Below are 16,764 nucleotides of genomic sequence, written 5' to 3'. Positions count from 1 at the left end.
TTTTATTGATTGAGCTTTTGATAAAGCTCGTCAAGAATCTCCTGAGCGTGTTGCTCATCTTGAATCAAATTGCCTTGTTGATCCCAAACTTTACTGTCCAGAATCGAATAATCTTCACTTGGGCTTAATTTTAGTTCAGCTGCAGGTTTGCCATCTTCATACCATACCTTTTGAACGATGGGCTGATCATCTGAATATTCTTCCTGTAGCCCAAGTTGACCATTTGAATAGTATGTTTCAGTTTTTCCAACTGATCTCTGGTCTTGGCTGGTCGATTTAAAGCTGACTTTTCCATTTTCAAAATAGCCCACAACTTCACCGTCGACATATTTACTATCAAAGCTATTTAAGCCTTGAGGGGCTTTAATCCAAAATGGGTCAGATTGTTTTTTACGACTATTTTGATAGAAGTCCTGAACTAAGAAACGGCCATCTTTATCACGACCTAATAATTTTCTGAAATATCCATTTTCTACAGGTGTGAGTGAATAACCCTGATCCATGACTAAGCCGCACCCACAGGCTTCTTCACCTGCATCTGGAGCAAAGTAAGCAATAACAGGTTCAGTTGTTGCCATGGTTGTTGAAGGTGAGTGCGTGGTTTGTAAACTGGTACAACCCACCATTGTGAAGCTCATTAAACAGGCACTAAGCAGTAAGGGTATCGTTTTCATAATGATTGCTCTTTTATCGTGTTTATGGTTGTGTTTATTTATTAAAAATGGAAGATTGCTGATCTTCCATTAAATTGTATTTAGGTTTAAGCGGTTTGTCGATCTATATAGAACTGTAAGCCTTTGAGTAATAAATCTGATTCAATTCTTGGTTGATATTTCTCTAGAAATTGTGCAAATAGATTGGCATCACCACCTGTTAAAATAAGCTTGCGTGGTTGTTGCTCAAGCACTTTTTCAATGGTGCTTAACAGACCCAAGAAAATGCCATGATGTACTGCATCTATGGTGTTCCGACCAGGACTTAGCTCTGAAAAAGCCGCATCTGGAATTTTAATACCTTTGGTTTTTTGAATTAAAGAATCACGTTGTAAATAGAGGTTAGGCAGAATATAACCGCCTAAATGTTGTAAACCTTGGGTTAAATCAATTGTTAAAGCTGTGCCGCAGCTAATCACACACAAGTCATCATCAGCTTTCGCCACTGCCAAAACTTGTAACCAACGATCGATCCCAAGTTGTTCTATATGGTCATAGCCACAACGTAATCCTGCATATTCAGCATGCACTTTGGCAAAAGTTACCGGAATATCGAGTAATTTTAAAATCTGGACAATGCGTTCGTTGTTCTTTTTATCTTGGACTGAGGAAATTCCAATTTTGTCTAAGCCTAAACCACGGAAATGTTGAATTAAACCCAGTAGCAGATCCGCAGGGGATTGGAGATGTAATTCTGCTGCCTGTTGGATAATTTGATTATTTTCAGTAATCCAATATTTTAGACGGGTATTTCCAATATCTAACCAAAGTGCTTTCATGATTTTGCCTAATTGAAACTGAACACAATCTGCATAATTATTTTATTTGAAAATATTGAACGACTTAGAGAACATCTCAATCTGATCAATCAAATAGGGCAAATAACCTGCGGTTCATTTTGCTGAACGTTGTTCCGTACTGTTAGTAACTGTTTGCTATGATCTTTGGATCAATACGATTACTGCGCAATATATAGCGAAATGTATAGCGAAAAAAGCCCTGTTTTAAATAGGGTCTGTTGATAATTCGTCTATGTTTGCGACTACGTGTGTTTTTTAGGCGATACTAGGCGCGAAATACGAAATTTAGTTATTCTAAATCAGTAGTTCGTAACAACGTAGCGGCAAAAAACACGCTAGTCCCGAAGGGTTGTGGCTAAAATTATCTCAGCCTACGTTATGAAACTCGAAAATAGTCTCGCTATTCTCTTCGTTTCATGCCTTGCCTGCTCAATTTTAACCTACAACGCAAGCCATTTATGAAATGTCAACAGCCCCTAATTGCCGATCACTTTTTCACGATACATCTGATCAATCCATCTCATTTTAGACAATAGATCACATCGTTATTTATGCTTCAGCTAAGCGTAAACGCCCTTGATAGACATTGACTAAGCCTTGAGCTGTCAATAAATTCAGTGCGCCATCATCAGAAATTCCTTTGAAAATACCTTCAATTGAATTTTGAATTTGTTCAAAATGAACCTGTTGATCCATAAAGGCAGCATAGTGATTAAATCGTGCTGCAAGGTTATAACAACCATGATCAAACCATTGTCCAGCTTGTTGAATTGCCAAATACATTTCTGCAATGATTTGGATTCGATTTGGAAATTGTAGGCCTAATTGCATTACTGAGGTGGCTTGTTGGGTCACATTTTCTTTGGGGATCGGAAATAAGTTGATCCCGATTCCAACAATGGCTTGATGTGGTGAAATGGGCTCAACCAAAATTCCGCCCCACTTTCCTTGAGGGCTATATAGGTCATTGGGCCATTTAATTTGTAATGCTGGTAAATTCTTAAGTGTTGGCATTTGTAAGATATTTAAAGCAATTTCCAATGCTAAACGCCCATCTAAGGCTGTTCGAGTTTCAAGCAATGTGCTTAAATAAATGTTACCAATTGGCGAAACCCATTCCCGTTGGTGCTGACCTCGTCCTTGAGTCTGAGTTTCACTACAGACCAAAACTGTCTTGACGCCGCTGAGCGCAATTTCACGCACATCATCATTGGTCGATGCTGTCGTCTGCTTTAAAAGCAGCACTTCAGGGAGTTCATTTGCTTGTGTAAGAAGTTGTCTAAGATGACGAGTCTCTAAATCCATGTTGAATCTGAGAAGAGTGAAGGAACATTTATGGAGTTAATCATATATTTAGGTATTGGTGCAATCGCAGGATTTGCTGCTGGGCTATTTGGTGTTGGTGGTGGCTTAATTATTGTACCAATTCTCTATGTGGTCTTTACCAAAATGGGCTATGATCCTTCGGTCATTATGCACATGGCATTGGGAACTTCACTTGCAACAATTATTGTAACTTCAATTAGTTCCGTAACAGCGCATCATAAAAAAGGTGCAGTACTTTGGAATGTTTTTAAAAACTTAGCCCCAGGTTTGGTGATTGGCTCATTTATTGGTGCTGGCATTGCAGATATTTTATCAGGTCAGCATTTACAGCTGATTATTGGTGCTTTTGCAATTTGGGTGGCATTTAAAATGTTTAAGGGAGCCAATGTCAAAGTCGATGAATCTAAACAATTACCAACTGCACCTATGCAAATGCTGGCTGGTGGGGGAATTGGAGTTGCATCGGCAATTTTTGGTATTGGTGGCGGAAGTCTGACCGTTCCCTATCTCAACAAAAATGGTGTGGTGATGCAAAAAGCCGTTGCAACATCAGCAGCTTGTGGTCTACCGATCGCAATTGCGGGTGCGCTCGGTTTTATGTTCTTTGGTGCACAAGAACCAACCGAAATTAAAAATTCAATTGGTTATGTGCATATCTATGCCTTTATTGGGATCAGTGTAATGAGTTTTATCACTGCCAAATTTGGCGCAAAGGTGGCGCACGCACTTTCTCCAGCGATGTTGAAAAAATGCTTTGCATGCTTACTTACAGTGGTCGGTCTTTATTTTATTTATCAAGGTATTACTAAGTAGATTCCGATCAATGGTACTTTTTCTAAACACTGAGTTGACTTAAAATACATTAAAATTGTCGGACAATGTCATGGTTTCAATTGAATTAAATCAGGTACAACTAAAATAATGACAATTGACATTGTCCAAGTAAAGAATAATAAACCAAGATAGGAATTATATGCATTCGGAAGAAGTGGATAGCCTTTCAGAACAGATTGCCAAACATATTAGTGAACAAATTATTAGTGGCGAGTTGGTTGAAGGGGAAAGAATACAAGAACTACGTATTGCCAAAGAACTGGATGTCAGTCGTGGCTCGGTACGTGAAGCCCTTTTGCTTTTAGAAAGAACCCATCTGATTGAAATTTATCCTCGTCGTGGTGCAATTGTCTCAGAAATGTCAGCACAACAAGTCCGTGCATTGTTCGATACCAGCGCATTGTTATTAGGTCAAATCGTGCAACGTATGAGTGAAACATGGCGCAATCATGAAGCTGAAGCGATTCAGCAGATGATGAATCATTTGGTTGAGCAGGTGAAGCAAGGCAATACTGAAAAGTTTTATGATGGCATATTTCAATTTTTATCAGCGCAACAGGACATGGTTGGGAATCCCTACCTGATGAAATTTTATAAAGAGTTGTTACCATCCCTACGAAGAAGTTATTTTTTAACCTTAAATACTTCAAGACGCGAGCTTCAAGAAGCTTTAGAATTGCTTAAGTTGGTGATTGACGCAATTTTAATCCGAAAATCACAACAAGCTACTTTATTTATGGAAGATTTTTGTCGACACTTACGTAATCTGGTGTTGGAATCTCTGACACGGATGAAACAAATCGAACTCGCTTGGGCGCGGAGATCGCGTCGGTAATTACTAGGACATTATGCGTTTAAGCAGCTTAAAACTTTCAGGCTTCAAATCTTTTGCCGATAGTACAACACTACAATTCAAAGATAACCGTACAGCGGTGGTAGGTCCTAATGGTTGTGGTAAATCCAATGTGATTGACGCGATCCGTTGGGTGATGGGGGAATCCAGTGCGCGCCAGCTCCGTGGTGGCAGTATGCAGGATGTTATTTTTACAGGAACGGCAAAACGTAAACCTGTAGGTATGGCAAGTGTAGAACTGCGCTTTGAGAACACCTATGGCAAATTAGGTGGGGCTTATAACGCGTATACTGAACTTGCTGTTCGCCGTCAGGTGAATCGTGATGGAAAATCTGAATACTTTCTCAATGGGACGAAGTGCCGACGTCGTGATATTACTGACATTTTCTTGGGTACAGGTTTAGGTCCTCGTTCCTATGCAATCATCGAACAGGGAATGATTAACCGCTTGGTTGATGCCAAACCTGAAGAAATGCGTATTTTTCTTGAAGAGGCTGCTGGAGTTTCTCGTTATCAGGCTCGTCGTCGTGAAACACTACAACACTTAGAACATACCACGCAGAACTTAGACCGTCTCGAAGATATTGCTTCAGAACTCAAATCACAGCTTAAAACTTTAAAACGCCAGTCTGAAACTGCGGTTCAATATAAGACTTTAGAAACTGAAATTCGTACGTTAAAGATTGAAATTCTATCTTTCCAGTGTGATCGTAGTTCTCGTTTACAAGAACAATATACGGTTGAAATGAACGAATTGGGAGAGCACTTCAAACTGGTGCGCTCTGACATGAGTACTTTGGAACATGATCTGACTTCAACCAATGAGTTGTTCCAACGTTTGATTCAACAGTCCACGCCTTTGCAAAATGAGTGGCAACAAGCTGAGAAAAAACTCTCTGAGTTGAAAATGACTTTGGAACAGAAACAAAGTTTATTTCAACAGAACTCAGAAGCTTTGGGAAATTTTGAACAGCAAAAAGCTCAAACCAAAGAAAAGATTCAGTTGATGGAATTGCAATTGGAAACCTTGCACGGTCAATTGGAGCAGCAGACTGAACATTTACAACACGCTGAGTCTGAAACACAACAACGTAGCCAGGCCTTTACCGATTTAAAAGCGCAGCAATTGCAAGCACAACAACAGTATGAACAGGTCAAAGTTCAAGTTGAAAAGCAACAGCAGCAAAAAGCACAAATGCAGGCGCAAATTGAACAACTTGCAAAAAATGTAGCGCGTATTGAACAGCAGAAAGACACCTTAAAAACCCAAGCTGTTCAGGTTCAAAGTCAATTTCAAACTGAAGATGTTCAACAACTTGAGCAAGATAAAATAGCAATCCAAGCTGCGATTGTTGAATTAGAACAAAAAATTAATCAAGCAAAGCAGCAGTTTGAACAACTACAGGAAAGCATTAATCAGCAAAAAACTCAGATTTCAGCTTTAAAATCTGATGTACAAGTGTTGCAATCTGAACAGAAAAACCTCACCCAATTAATGGCGAAAAGTGCTGTAAATAGCAAGGCTGATACGGTGCAATTGATGCAGGTATTAACGCTGAATGCACAAGGCAAAGCACATGCACCGCTGGTTGAAAAGTTTTTAGCCAAATGGTTGTCAGCCCATATTGTTGATCAAGATGCTGATTTTGCTGAAAGTGTGGCACGCCAGCTTAAAGCAACAAGCTCGCAAGATAAAATTCAATTGAATGGATTGGCATGTTTAGCAGATTGGATTGAATCTCCACAGTATTCATTGTGGAATCAAGTCGCTGTAATTGAAAACCTCGCTCAAGCTTTAGCGGTACAAGCACAGTTAAAAGCAGGACAAAGCATATTGACGCTGGATGGTTATCATGTTGGTCAAGATTGGGTGATTGGTCTATTCTTTGATGAGTCGAGCCAAGCCGCACAGGGTGCACTCAGTCATCGTATTCGCCTTGAAGAAATTGAAACACAACTTGCACAGCTACAACCACAGTTGATTGAAGCTGAAACTGTATTGCCAAATTTAAATCAGCAATTGCTGGACCTGCAAAAACAGATCCAAACAGAGCAAGACACGTTAAAACATCAGCAAAAACAGCTACAACAGTTTGATGTGCAAATTGCTAAGCAACAAAGTGCTTCACAAGCATTTGAGTTACAGAAAGTTCAGCTGAATAGTCAATTGCAACAGTTAGATGAGCAACTTGAAGAAGATGCAATGCAGAAAGATGATCTTGAAATCGATATGCACTCAGTCATCCTCAAGCTTGAACAAAATCTTCCTGAATTTAAAACCTTGCAATTCAAGTTGGATGAGCTCAATGAGCAGGTTGAAGAACAGCAACAGCAATTACAGCTTAAGCAGCAAGATTCTGAAACTACACGTCGTCTAGCTGAACAAAATAAACAGCAAATTGAATTATTAGACAAAGACCTATCCTTTTCTAAAACGCAATATCAACAAATTATTGCGCAAATGGAGCAAGCCAAGAAGTTTGTAGATCCAATTCAATTGGAATTACCAAGTCTAGAATCGCAATATGCTGAGCAGGCACAACAAACTGAAAAACTGCAAAAAACTTGGAGTGAGTGGCAAGTTGAATTGAATAATATTCAATCCAAACAGCAACAACTTACAGAAATGCGCCATTTGCATCAGCAAAATGATGAGCAATTGCGTACAAAACTAGAAGAGCGACGTTTGGCTTGGCAATCGGCAAAATCAGATTTACAGCATTATTCCGATCAACTTAAAGAGATGAATGCTGAAGTTAAGCAAGGCGTGTTGATTGATTTACCTGTACATCAAGAAAAATTTGAGAAAGCACAGCGTCAGTTTGAAAAATTAGGCGCGGTCAATTTAGCCGCTTCAGCAGAATATGAAGAAGTTTCTAAGCGCTTTGAAGATCTAACCCATCAAATGCAAGACTTGGAAAATACGGTTGGGCAATTGAAAGATGCCATGAAGACCATTGACCAAGAAACTAAAAAATTATTTATGGGGACTTTTGATCAGGTTAATGCTGAATTAAAAGTATTATTTCCAAAAGTCTTTAATGGTGGTGAAGCCAGTTTAAGTCTTGAAGATGACTGGCAGTCTGGCGTGAAGCTGATGGCACGCCCACCCGGCAAGAAAAATAGTTCATTGGCTTTGTTATCTGGTGGTGAAAAAGCATTAACGGCATTGGCTTTGGTATTTGCTATTTTCCGTTTGAATCCTGCACCTTTCTGTGTTTTGGATGAAGTTGATGCACCTTTAGACGATGCTAACGTTGGTCGTTTTTGTAATTTAGTAAAAGAGCTTTCTGATCAAGTCCAATTCATTTACATTACACATAATAAAGTTGCAATGACGATGGCAACCGATTTGCTGGGTGTGACGATGCCTGAACCAGGCACATCAAAGCTCGTCACTGTGAATTTGGAAGAGGCAAGAGAATACGGTTTAGCCGCGGAGTCGTAGTATGGAAGTCACCACAATTATTGGAATTGTTGTTGCAGTAATCATCATTCTGGTGGGTTTAAGGATGGTGCTACGAAAGCCCAATGATGCCGCACCTTCTTTAGAGTCTGAATTGCATATCAATGAAGACTGTAAACAACCGGTAATTCCTCGTCATGTACGAGATCAATTGCGAACAGACCGTGAGTCTCAAGAGCAAGTGCGTGTTGAACCGAATTTAACTGCTTTAGACTCGGTCGAAGTTGCAGATGAAAAACAGCAAAAGATTGAGGATGTAGCAGCGGAGTCGAATGTTGTTCAGTCAACTGAGCTTGAGCATGCCGCAATTACACAACAAACTGAAAAGACGGAAACAGTGGCAAGCACTGAATCCGCAACAGAGTCTGTAAAAGCACTTGATGTGCAAACACAACCGACGACTCAAACTAACGATTCTGCCAAAGCCGTAGTCAGTCAGGACAAAGAGGAAGCGTTTCAGTTTAATGCCAATGTTGAAACAGCTGAAATCAAAGAGTTTGATGAGGAAAGTAGTATTTTAGATGTTCATTTAAATGAGCAACAAAAATATGATGATGAAAGCGTATTGTCTACGGCTGAAACCATTATTGCGCTGAATGTTTATCCGAATCCACGTAAAGCACTTTCTGGGGATAAAACCTTAAAAATGTTGCTCAAATATGGTTTACGTTTTGGTGAACTCTCTTGCTTCCATCGTTATGAGAATCCAGAGGAAGAAAGCCATTTACTGTTTTCTGTATTACGTGTCACCGACAATGGTCCAGATGGTTTTGATTTAGAAACCTTATCGACTGAACAAGTTCAAGGTTTGGCTTTCTTCTTGGCACTTCCTCATTCAGATGTGCAAAAAGGCTTTGATACCATGGTCAGTATTGCTGGCTTAATTGCCCGTGAAATAGACGGTACGGTCTATGATGAAAACAATCTTGAATTTACCCCACAACTGAAAGAGCATTGGCGCCATAAAGCGATCGATTATCGTTCAGGACATGACGCTTAGCATAACGTCATATTTACTTTATAATTGGTATTCAGAATTTTAGGCGGAGTATTCCGCCTTTTTATGGTGAAAAAATTTATGGAAAATAATCCTGTCGTGACGCAAATGCGTCAATTGATTCAACTCATTGCAAAACATAATCACGCTTATTATGTGATGGATCAGCCGAGTATTGAAGACAGTGAATATGATCAGTTATTTCACCAACTCAAAGCTCTAGAGCAACAGCACCCAGAATTGGTTCAGGCAGATAGTCCAATCAATAAAGTAGGTGGAAAACCACTGTCTAAATTTGAAACCATTACCCATACTGTACCGATGCTGTCCTTGGGCAATGTATTTAATCAGGACGAGTTATTTGCCTTTGCCCGCCGTATCGAAGAACGATTGCCCAATCAAAAGATTCAATATGATGTCGAGCTAAAATTTGACGGATTGGCGATTTCGCTCTGGTATGAAAATGGTGTATTGACACGTGGCGTAACCCGTGGCGATGGTGAAACAGGCGAAGTGATTACGCAAAATGTAAAAACCATTCGTAATTTACCGAAAGTCTTGTCTTCGGATAAAGTGGCAGTGCCACGCTTGTTGGAAGTTCGTGGTGAAGTATTGATGCCAAAAGCAGGCTTCGAACGACTCAATGCTGAAAATGAAGCGAAGGGTGAGAAGACCTTTGCCAATCCTCGAAATGCTGCGGCAGGTAGTTTACGTCAACTTGATCCAAGTATTGCAGCATCTCGCCCTTTGGCATTCTATGCTTATGGTATTGCACAATGTGAGCCGCATCATGGCATTGAGTCGATGTCAGCGAGTCTTGAATGGTTGACTAACTTTGGCTTTGCTGTGGGTGAACGTCATTTTATTTGTGAAAGTATTCAAGAAGTACAAGAAAAATATCAGCAAATCAACCAAGAGCGCCCGAATTTAGCGGTTGAAATTGATGGCATGGTGATCAAAGTTGATGATCTTCAACAACAACAAAAGCTGGGCTTTTTAAGTCGTGAACCGCGTTGGGCAACGGCGTATAAGTTTCCCGCAGTTGCAGCCTTAACAACGGTTGAAAATATTGATTGGCAAGTTGGACGTACTGGGACTTTAACCCCTGTAGCACGCTTAAATCCTGTGGCTGTGGGTGGTGTAACGGTTTCTAATGTGACTTTGCACAATATTGGTGAAATTCACCGTCTGGACGTTCGTATTGGCGATACGGTCAGTGTCTATCGTAGCGGTGATGTGATTCCCAAAGTTGAAAAAGTATGGTTAGAATTCCGTCCAAATGACGTGACAGAAGTACATTTACCTGAAAATTGTCCAGTATGTTCTTCTCCTGTCGTAATGCCAGAAGGTGAGGCTTTGGCACGTTGTTCGGGGGGGTTATATTGTTCTGCACAACGTATTGAAGCCATTCGCCACTTTGTTTCACGTAAAGCGATGGATATTGAAGGTCTCGGTGATCGTTGGGTAGAGTCACTGTTACATCTTGATCTGTTAAAAGATGTCGCGGATATTTACCATTTACATGAGCATCGTGAACAGTTACTGACCATTGAAAAAATGGGTGAAAAATCTGTCCAAAATTTATTGGATGCGATTGAGAACAGTAAGAAAACCACACTTGCTGCATTTATTTATGCCTTGGGTATTCGTGGTGTAGGCGAGACGACTGCACGTATGCTCGCCAACACTTTCCAGACGCTGGATGCGATTCGTCATGCTGATCTTGAAGCATTGAAGAAAACTCCAGATGTTGGTGATATTACCGCTGAGTGGATTGTTGATTTTTTCCAAGCCCCACATAACCTTGAAGTGATTGATCGTTTGCTTGCAGCTGGGATCCATTGGGATGCACCAGTTGCACCCACCCGTCAGCCTTTAAATGGTGAGAGTTGGGTGATCACAGGTACATTGGCAACCATGGGGCGTGATGATGCGACCCAAATGCTACAAGCACTTGGTGCGCGTGTCAGTGGCAGTGTATCGAGCAAAACCAAATGTGTGGTTGCGGGTGAAAAAGCGGGTTCTAAGCTTGAAAAAGCAGAGAAACTGGGTGTCGCTGTACTGAATGAGCAGGAGTTTTTAGCATTAATGGCTGAGTATGGACAGGCATAGATTCGTTTAAATTAACTCTAAAATTACTGTAAAGATACAGTTGTTGTATCTTTACAGTTTTCAAAAATTAAAATCATCATTTCAAGATTGATGCGATAGCAAATCAACAAGTCGTCATTTTTTAATAGAATTTTTCGCACTGTATTTTAGCGATTGTATTTCACAAGGTTGCTTGCTCTATCATTAGTACGCTATATGATAATAATTCTTATTTATTAGAATTTTCCATTAAACTTAACTTTAGATGAGAAATTACAATTCTTAACAATAGTGAAAGTCTATATAATAATCATTATCATTTGAAAAGTGTCTTATTATTTATATGAAAAATTTTTCTCAAACATTTCTAGTCAATTCTATTTCTATCGTGCTTTTTGGTGGGGGACTTACACAAACAATTTGGGCAAATGATGAAATTACTGCTTTGCCTACGATTAAAGTCGCTGCTGAAAAAGAACAAGAAAAACCAACATTTGCCAACGGTGCTTTGCAAAAAAATACAGATTTAGGGCCATTGGGAAATAAGAAAATTATAGATACGCCGTTTAGTATCACCTCTTATTCAGCACAATTGATTGAAAATCAACAAGCAAACACGGCGGGGGAGGTGTTAAAAAATGATGCCAGTATTCGAACCACAACCAATCAAGGGCATTTAAATGAAAACTTTAAAATCCGTGGTTTCGATGTCAATCATGAGGATCTAAATTATAACGGCTTTTATGGTGTTGCACCTTATGGTCGGATGCCTACGGAATTTTTAGAGTCAGTGACTGTGCTTAAAGGTCCAAATGCATTGGTTGCAGGTGTTGCTCCTACAGGCAGTGTGGGCGGGATTGTGATGGGGCATTCTAAACGGGCAGATCAAGAACTCACCCGAGTTTCTGCATCGTTTCAAGATGAAGGATATTATCAATCAGGCTTTGATGTATCTCGTCGTTTTGGTGAGAACAAAGAGTTTGGTGTACGTGTGAATGGCGCTTATGCAGATGGCGAACATATCATTGATGGAATGAATGATCGTCAAGCTCTAGGGGCAATTGCTGCGGATTACACCACGGATAAACTAAAGATTAATTTAGATGCTTATGCGGTCAAAGGAAATCGTAAAGGCGGTTCACCTGCAATGGTCGCCATGGGTGGCAAGGGCAGTGTTAATTATGTACTTGCAGCACCTAAAGGGGATTTAAACTACTTTTCAAACTTAGAAGGCAATACCAACAGCCAATTTGTAGGCTTATCCAGTGAATATAAATTTACCCCTGATTTAAAAGCATTTGCAGGCGTTGGATATGTAGAAAAATCATATGATGGTCACCTTTTTGGCACACGTATGATTGTCAATAATTTAAATGGAAATGCAACCTCACAATATTATCGAGTGGGATCAAAAGAACATAATACTGCTGCTAATGCAGGCTTTGAAGCAAAATTTGATACAGGTGCGATCAAGCATACTTTGGGATTGCGTACTGACTATTTAACCCGCAAATATTCACAACATAAATCCGCAACCAGTTCGGGGTTTACGACCAATTTATATGATCCATCAAATACAGGAACAATGCCAACAACCTATCCAGAAATTGTTCCTTATGGTGATAATGAGTATGTGAGTTATACCTTAACGGATCAGCTTTCAATGTTGGATGATAAATTACAACTGATTTTAGGTGGACGTTATCAAGATATCGATACTAAGAATCTTGTCAAAAAATCAGCTTATAGTGCAGATAAGCTATCACCAAGTTTGGGGATTGTTGTCAAACCAATTGGTGAGGATTTATCTTTTTATGCAAGCTATGTCGAGGGCTTAGCTGAAGGGATTACTGTCTCAGAAACGACCTATCCAACTGCGATAAATAGAGGTGAGACACTTGCACCTTATCAAACCAAGCAATATGAGTTAGGTGCAAAATATCAGTTGGGTTCGTGGTTAAATACTTTGGCACTTTATCAGATTAAAAAGCCTGAGGCTTATCTGGACAGCATAAGTAATAAAGTCAATGATGATGCTGAAACGCGCGCTCGTGGGGTGGAATGGTCATTCTCTGGCAATGTTACAGATACTTTATCTGTGATGGGGAATTTGGCCTATATCGATGCTGAATATGTGAAATCAGCGAAGGTCGCTTTCGAAGGTAATAAAATATATGGTGTACCCGATTTTACAGCTTCTTTAGGGCTTGATTATGCCATTCCTAAGGTTGAGGGGCTGCATGTCAATACCCGTGTAAGTTATGTGAGTGAGCAATATTTGAATGAAGAGAATACGCTAGAACTACCAGACTATACGATTGTTGACTTAGGCGCTCGCTATAAAACCAAACTTGGTGGGGTAAATACCACATTCCTTGCCAATGTTGATAATGTTGCCAATAAAAAATATTGGGAAGGTGTATTTAATTCAAACTATGCTTTAGTCGGTGGTGCAAGAACTTATAAAGTCGGTGTGACTTTTGATTTCTAAGCCTTAGCTGATGTTGAACGCTATAAGCCAAAAAGCCTTTTTCATATTTGAAAAAGGCTTTTTGGCTTTAAGAATTAGTTGAGCTGTTATTAAATATATTTCTTCACCACACCGTCATCAAGAAGCTGCTGGAAATGCTCGACTAAACTGGTTTCAATATTACGATAACTCATCCCCAATTCCTGTTTACTTTTATCAGCATTAAAAAAGATAGGGTAGCCCATATTCTTTTCAATAAAATCACGCGAATAGCCAAATGCAGGTCCAATGAATTTAAATGCTTTTTTCGGGACTTGGTTACGCGGAAAAGGAAATTTTTGTCCAAAATTTTGACGTAAAATTTTACCCATTTCCAAAAGGCTGAGTGAGCCACCACTAATAATGTAACGTCCAGATGCATTTTCCTTGAATGCTGCCAAAATATGCGCATCAGCAACATCACGAACATCCACAATACCATTCCACATCGGTGGGACACCGAGTAAGGTCATGCCGTTGGCAAATTGCTCTAAGACTTCTACGCTCCCTGACTGTGTATTTGCGGTCAGTGATGGGCCAAGTACCAATGCAGGGTTAACACAGACCAGCGTCCAACGATTTTGTGCTTCCGCCATTTCCCATGCTTTACGCTCTGCCATAACTTTTGAATACGGGTACGGTTGGTGCGTGGTTGAGCTGGTGGTATTCCAGTGAGATTCATCAAACTGATTATGCTGTGTTTTTAAAATATCAATTGCATCACCATAAGTAGACGCGATACTTGAAGTCACAATGACTCGTTTGACAGACTCTGTTTTATTGACACTATTTAAGACATTTTCCGTGCCTAAAATTGCAGGTTCAATAATATCTTTAACAGCATCTTTATAATTGGTCACAACAAATGGCGAAGCCATATGTAACACAACTTCACAGCCCTGCATGGCTTCATCAAAAGAACCATTTTCTAAAAGGTTGGCTTTAAATAGTTTTAGTGTGCCAGAGCTGGCTTGTGCGATTTTCTCTAAATGTGCAAAGCTTTGTTTCTTATTAAGATCACGTACAGTGGCATGAACGGTATAACCTTGCTCAAGTAATTTTTGAATCACCCAACTGGCGATATAGCCTGTTGCACCTGTAACTAGAATCGGCGCTGATGTGTTTCCCTGAGACATTATTTTTTTCCTGCTAATTGTTAATATTCAATATCATAAATATTAAAGTTAAAATTGTCTTGAAATATTAGCATTAAAAAAAGCCAAGAAGATAAAGTGAGGGTTCTGTCATTGAAAATGAACAGAAAATGGAATAATGAGGGTGAATAAGAAGCATTTTTAATGGTTACAAAATAAATCATTTTGAATTTTGATGAAAAATCACCAATAAACCATCAATGAAATTTTGTAAGCGGTTATTTTTTATATGAAAAAATACTTATTCAAATTGCAAATGCGTATGTTTATCATTTTAATTTTATAAAAATCATAAACTTACACATTTTGTCTTTTGCAAAACTGGTAAAATTTGTCCATACTATTGCAAAAGAATGTGGAGTAATTGAAATGCGTGGCAATCCAGAAGTCATAGACTATCTAAATATGTTGATCGGTGGCGAACTGGCTGCTCGTGATCAGTATCTTATTCATTCGCGTATGTATGAAGATTGGGGCTTAAGCAAAATTTATGAACGTATTGATCATGAAATGCAAGAAGAAGCTTCACATGCAGACGCTTTAATTCGCCGTGTACTTTTCCTTGAAGGTACCCCGAACATGAAGCGTGACGATATTGTTACAGGTGAAGATGTTGTAACCTGTTTAAAAGCCGATTTGGCATTGGAATATCATGTACGTGAAAAATTGGCACAAGGCGTAAAGCTATGTGAAGAAAAAGGCGATTACGTGACCCGTGATATGCTGCGTCAACAAATGAACGATACTGAAGAAGATCATACTTACTGGCTTGAAAAACAATTAGGTTTGATCGAATTAATTGGTTTACAGAATTATATTCAATCTCAAATGTAAGACACACTAAGCTTCTTGCTTAAGGTGAGATGTTTTAGATTAAAAAAGCCTTTAGACATTCATCTAAAGGCTTTTTTAATGCTTCAGTCGTTATTTTTTTGAAAACTTCTGAATATCCGCTAAGACTTGATCGGCATGTGTTTGGGTATTTACACTGCTATAGTGATACACAATCGTTCCTTGTGGATCAATCAAAAAAGTTTCTCGTTTTGCTATTTTAGCGATGCCCAAGTTTCGGATGATTCCAAATTGGTCTGCGAGTTGATGATTGCTATCGGCAAGAATTGGGAAATTTAGTCCCAGCTTTTCAGAGAACTTTTGATGTGATTGCACATCATCCAAACTGACACCAAGCACCACCGCATTATTTTTTATAAATTGTGGGTAGAGTGATTTAAATTGATTGGCCTCTTGTGTACAGCCAGGTGAATCATCTTTTGGGTAAAAGTAGAGAACAACCCATTTACCTTTATATTGACTCAGTTCGTGCCATTTTGAATTTTGATCTTGTAGTTTAAAACTTGGTGCAGGCTTACCTACCCATTGCTTTTGGTTGGAATCCAGTTTGGAGAGAATAGAGCTTTCCGCATGGCTGGCCGTGTTCAATATGCATAAAGCTGAAACGGAAAGTAAGCTAATACTGAACAGTCGTGATAATTTCATGACAAACACTTTCCTAAATTGATCCTGATTTGATCTTAGCAAATTTTAAGGTTTTGGCGGTATGTAAAATGTTTGCAATTGTTCACATGCCATTTATGATAAAAGACCGTTTAAAATAAATAGAACGTAAAATTATGGACGTTGGTGCAGTATTGATTCAACTAAAAGTAGCCATGATGGACGATGTTGTCGCATGGCAAAATCAATTGAATAGGCGTAAGCATGAGGCAATTGAAACACTTCAGGCTGAAGGTGTGCATGTTGAATCATGGTTCCATGTGGAACTGGATGGACTAGATTATTTGATTGCTTATACACGGGCAGATGATATTGCAAAAGCACATGAAATTTCGAGAAAAAGTCAGTTTGCAATCGATCAAGTACATCAGCAATTTAAACGCACTTGGCAAAAAGTGATTCCAGCCAGCTTATTGGTCGATTTACACCATCAGAAATAGTTAGAAGTCCGATTGTCGTTCAATTTTAAGCATGATCTAATAAAACATCGTTATTGTTTTATAGTG

The 16,764-nt window shown here is 39.3% G+C and carries 13 protein-coding genes; 8 read left to right on the top strand and 5 right to left on the bottom strand.

Annotated features, from left to right (window positions below; all coding sequences use genetic code 11):
* Nucleotides 1–2: 2 nt before the first annotated feature.
* From MTO68_RS19700 to MTO68_RS19690, 3 genes are all read right to left on the bottom strand, one after another.
* On the bottom strand, nucleotides 3–674 hold the full coding sequence (locus MTO68_RS19700) for a membrane-binding protein (RefSeq protein WP_239044898.1): 672 nt from the start codon (nucleotides 672–674) through the stop codon (nucleotides 3–5).
* Nucleotides 675–760: 86 nt separating this feature from the next.
* A complete protein-coding gene (locus MTO68_RS19695; RefSeq protein WP_004724053.1) occupies nucleotides 761–1,492 on the bottom strand; it encodes a type III pantothenate kinase in 732 nt (243 codons plus the stop codon).
* A gap of 570 nt (nucleotides 1,493–2,062) precedes the next feature.
* The gene (locus MTO68_RS19690; protein WP_239044900.1) at nucleotides 2,063–2,818 is read right to left on the bottom strand and encodes a biotin--[acetyl-CoA-carboxylase] ligase; all 756 of its coding nucleotides are present in this window, start codon (nucleotides 2,816–2,818) and stop codon (nucleotides 2,063–2,065) included.
* A 30-nt stretch (nucleotides 2,819–2,848) separates the two neighbouring features.
* On the opposite strand from MTO68_RS19690, the gene MTO68_RS19685 reads away from it, so the two are divergent.
* The 6 genes from MTO68_RS19685 (at nucleotide 2,849) to MTO68_RS19660 (ending at nucleotide 13,571) form a co-directional block, all read left to right on the top strand.
* Nucleotides 2,849–3,652, top strand: a complete 804-nt coding sequence (locus tag MTO68_RS19685; protein WP_004724050.1) for a sulfite exporter TauE/SafE family protein — start codon at nucleotides 2,849–2,851, stop codon at nucleotides 3,650–3,652.
* 160 nt (nucleotides 3,653–3,812) lie between these two features.
* Nucleotides 3,813–4,508, top strand: a complete 696-nt coding sequence (locus MTO68_RS19680) for a GntR family transcriptional regulator (RefSeq protein WP_244014053.1) — start codon at nucleotides 3,813–3,815, stop codon at nucleotides 4,506–4,508.
* A gap of 13 nt (nucleotides 4,509–4,521) precedes the next feature.
* A complete protein-coding gene (smc, locus tag MTO68_RS19675) occupies nucleotides 4,522–7,974 on the top strand; it encodes a chromosome segregation protein SMC (RefSeq protein ID WP_244014051.1) in 3,453 nt (1,150 codons plus the stop codon).
* Between the two features lies 1 nt (nucleotide 7,975).
* Complete coding sequence (locus MTO68_RS19670) at nucleotides 7,976–8,992, top strand: cell division protein ZipA C-terminal FtsZ-binding domain-containing protein (RefSeq protein WP_244014049.1); 1,017 nt, start codon at nucleotides 7,976–7,978, stop codon at nucleotides 8,990–8,992.
* A gap of 78 nt (nucleotides 8,993–9,070) precedes the next feature.
* The gene (gene ligA, locus MTO68_RS19665; RefSeq protein ID WP_035370689.1) at nucleotides 9,071–11,101 is read left to right on the top strand and encodes an NAD-dependent DNA ligase LigA; all 2,031 of its coding nucleotides are present in this window, start codon (nucleotides 9,071–9,073) and stop codon (nucleotides 11,099–11,101) included.
* A 322-nt stretch (nucleotides 11,102–11,423) separates the two neighbouring features.
* Nucleotides 11,424–13,571 (top strand): TonB-dependent siderophore receptor, encoded by a 2,148-nt coding sequence (locus MTO68_RS19660; protein WP_244014047.1) that lies wholly within the window; start codon nucleotides 11,424–11,426, stop codon nucleotides 13,569–13,571.
* An 89-nt stretch (nucleotides 13,572–13,660) separates the two neighbouring features.
* On the opposite strand, the gene MTO68_RS19655 is transcribed toward MTO68_RS19660, so the two are convergent.
* On the bottom strand, nucleotides 13,661–14,725 hold the full coding sequence (locus tag MTO68_RS19655; protein ID WP_244014045.1) for an aldehyde reductase: 1,065 nt from the start codon (nucleotides 14,723–14,725) through the stop codon (nucleotides 13,661–13,663).
* Nucleotides 14,726–15,112: 387 nt separating this feature from the next.
* On the opposite strand from MTO68_RS19655, the gene bfr reads away from it, so the two are divergent.
* Nucleotides 15,113–15,577, top strand: a complete 465-nt coding sequence (gene bfr, locus MTO68_RS19650) for a bacterioferritin (protein ID WP_004724037.1) — start codon at nucleotides 15,113–15,115, stop codon at nucleotides 15,575–15,577.
* Between the two features lie 90 nt (nucleotides 15,578–15,667).
* Here the strand turns inward: bfr and MTO68_RS19645 are convergent, their stop codons facing one another.
* Nucleotides 15,668–16,240: a peroxiredoxin gene (locus MTO68_RS19645; RefSeq protein ID WP_096735106.1), complete on the bottom strand. Its 573-nt coding sequence runs from the start codon at nucleotides 16,238–16,240 to the stop codon at nucleotides 15,668–15,670.
* 134 nt (nucleotides 16,241–16,374) lie between these two features.
* Here MTO68_RS19645 and MTO68_RS19640 point away from each other — a divergent pair, with 134 nt between their 5' ends.
* The gene (locus tag MTO68_RS19640) at nucleotides 16,375–16,698 is read left to right on the top strand and encodes a DUF6176 family protein (RefSeq protein WP_034614586.1); all 324 of its coding nucleotides are present in this window, start codon (nucleotides 16,375–16,377) and stop codon (nucleotides 16,696–16,698) included.
* Nucleotides 16,699–16,764 lie beyond the last annotated feature (66 nt).

The sequence above is a fragment of the Acinetobacter sp. NyZ410 genome (genome assembly GCF_022828975.1).
In the GTDB taxonomy this organism is placed as follows: Bacteria; Pseudomonadota; Gammaproteobacteria; order Pseudomonadales; family Moraxellaceae; genus Acinetobacter; species Acinetobacter guillouiae.
The sequence above is the reverse complement of the archived record's forward strand: the minus strand, read 5'-3'. Positions and strand labels throughout refer to the sequence as shown.

What these genes read in the sequence shown, in the direction of transcription:
- MTO68_RS19695 (WP_004724053.1), bottom strand. Translation starts at nt 1,492, where the DNA reads ATGAAAGCACTTTGGTTAGATATTGGAAATACCCGTCTAAAATATTGG.
- MTO68_RS19680 (WP_244014053.1), top strand. Translation starts at nt 3,813, where the DNA reads ATGCATTCGGAAGAAGTGGATAGCCTTTCAGAACAGATTGCCAAACAT.
- MTO68_RS19640 (WP_034614586.1), top strand. Translation starts at nt 16,375, where the DNA reads ATGGACGTTGGTGCAGTATTGATTCAACTAAAAGTAGCCATGATGGAC.
- MTO68_RS19660 (WP_244014047.1), top strand. Translation starts at nt 11,424, where the DNA reads ATGAAAAATTTTTCTCAAACATTTCTAGTCAATTCTATTTCTATCGTG.
- ligA (WP_035370689.1), top strand. Translation starts at nt 9,071, where the DNA reads ATGGAAAATAATCCTGTCGTGACGCAAATGCGTCAATTGATTCAACTC.
- MTO68_RS19690 (WP_239044900.1), bottom strand. Translation starts at nt 2,818, where the DNA reads ATGGATTTAGAGACTCGTCATCTTAGACAACTTCTTACACAAGCAAAT.
- MTO68_RS19655 (WP_244014045.1), bottom strand. Translation starts at nt 14,725, where the DNA reads ATGTCTCAGGGAAACACATCAGCGCCGATTCTAGTTACAGGTGCAACA.
- MTO68_RS19685 (WP_004724050.1), top strand. Translation starts at nt 2,849, where the DNA reads ATGGAGTTAATCATATATTTAGGTATTGGTGCAATCGCAGGATTTGCT.
- bfr (WP_004724037.1), top strand. Translation starts at nt 15,113, where the DNA reads ATGCGTGGCAATCCAGAAGTCATAGACTATCTAAATATGTTGATCGGT.
- smc (WP_244014051.1), top strand. Translation starts at nt 4,522, where the DNA reads ATGCGTTTAAGCAGCTTAAAACTTTCAGGCTTCAAATCTTTTGCCGAT.
- MTO68_RS19700 (WP_239044898.1), bottom strand. Translation starts at nt 674, where the DNA reads ATGAAAACGATACCCTTACTGCTTAGTGCCTGTTTAATGAGCTTCACA.
- MTO68_RS19670 (WP_244014049.1), top strand. Translation starts at nt 7,976, where the DNA reads ATGGAAGTCACCACAATTATTGGAATTGTTGTTGCAGTAATCATCATT.
- MTO68_RS19645 (WP_096735106.1), bottom strand. Translation starts at nt 16,240, where the DNA reads ATGAAATTATCACGACTGTTCAGTATTAGCTTACTTTCCGTTTCAGCT.